Here is a 233-nt window from a genome sequence, read left to right on the forward strand (position 1 = left end):
AGCAGCTCAGGGCTCTGCATCAGCGCCTCGATGAGCAATGCCGACCGGGACACGTTGAACACCGCGTCGGCTGTGGAGACGTGCGGCGGCTGCAGGGAACGGGCCTGCGAGGTGGACACCGTGTAGGCCGGGACGAGGACGAGCGGGGAGACGCCGCGGTGCACGAGGAGCTGCTTGTGCTGCGGGCCCCGCACCCCCATGCACGCGATCGTGAGTCCGCCGAACAGTGCGGG

1 pseudogene is annotated in these 233 nt (G+C 70.0%); it reads right to left on the reverse strand.

The window, feature by feature from the left end:
* A pseudogene (locus tag KVS71_RS19175) lies at nt 1-233 on the reverse strand (homoserine kinase); the annotation flags it as partial.

The organism is Microbacterium sp. GbtcB4, from assembly GCF_019091465.1.
GTDB classification, from domain to species: Bacteria; Actinomycetota; Actinomycetes; order Actinomycetales; family Microbacteriaceae; genus Microbacterium; species Microbacterium paraoxydans.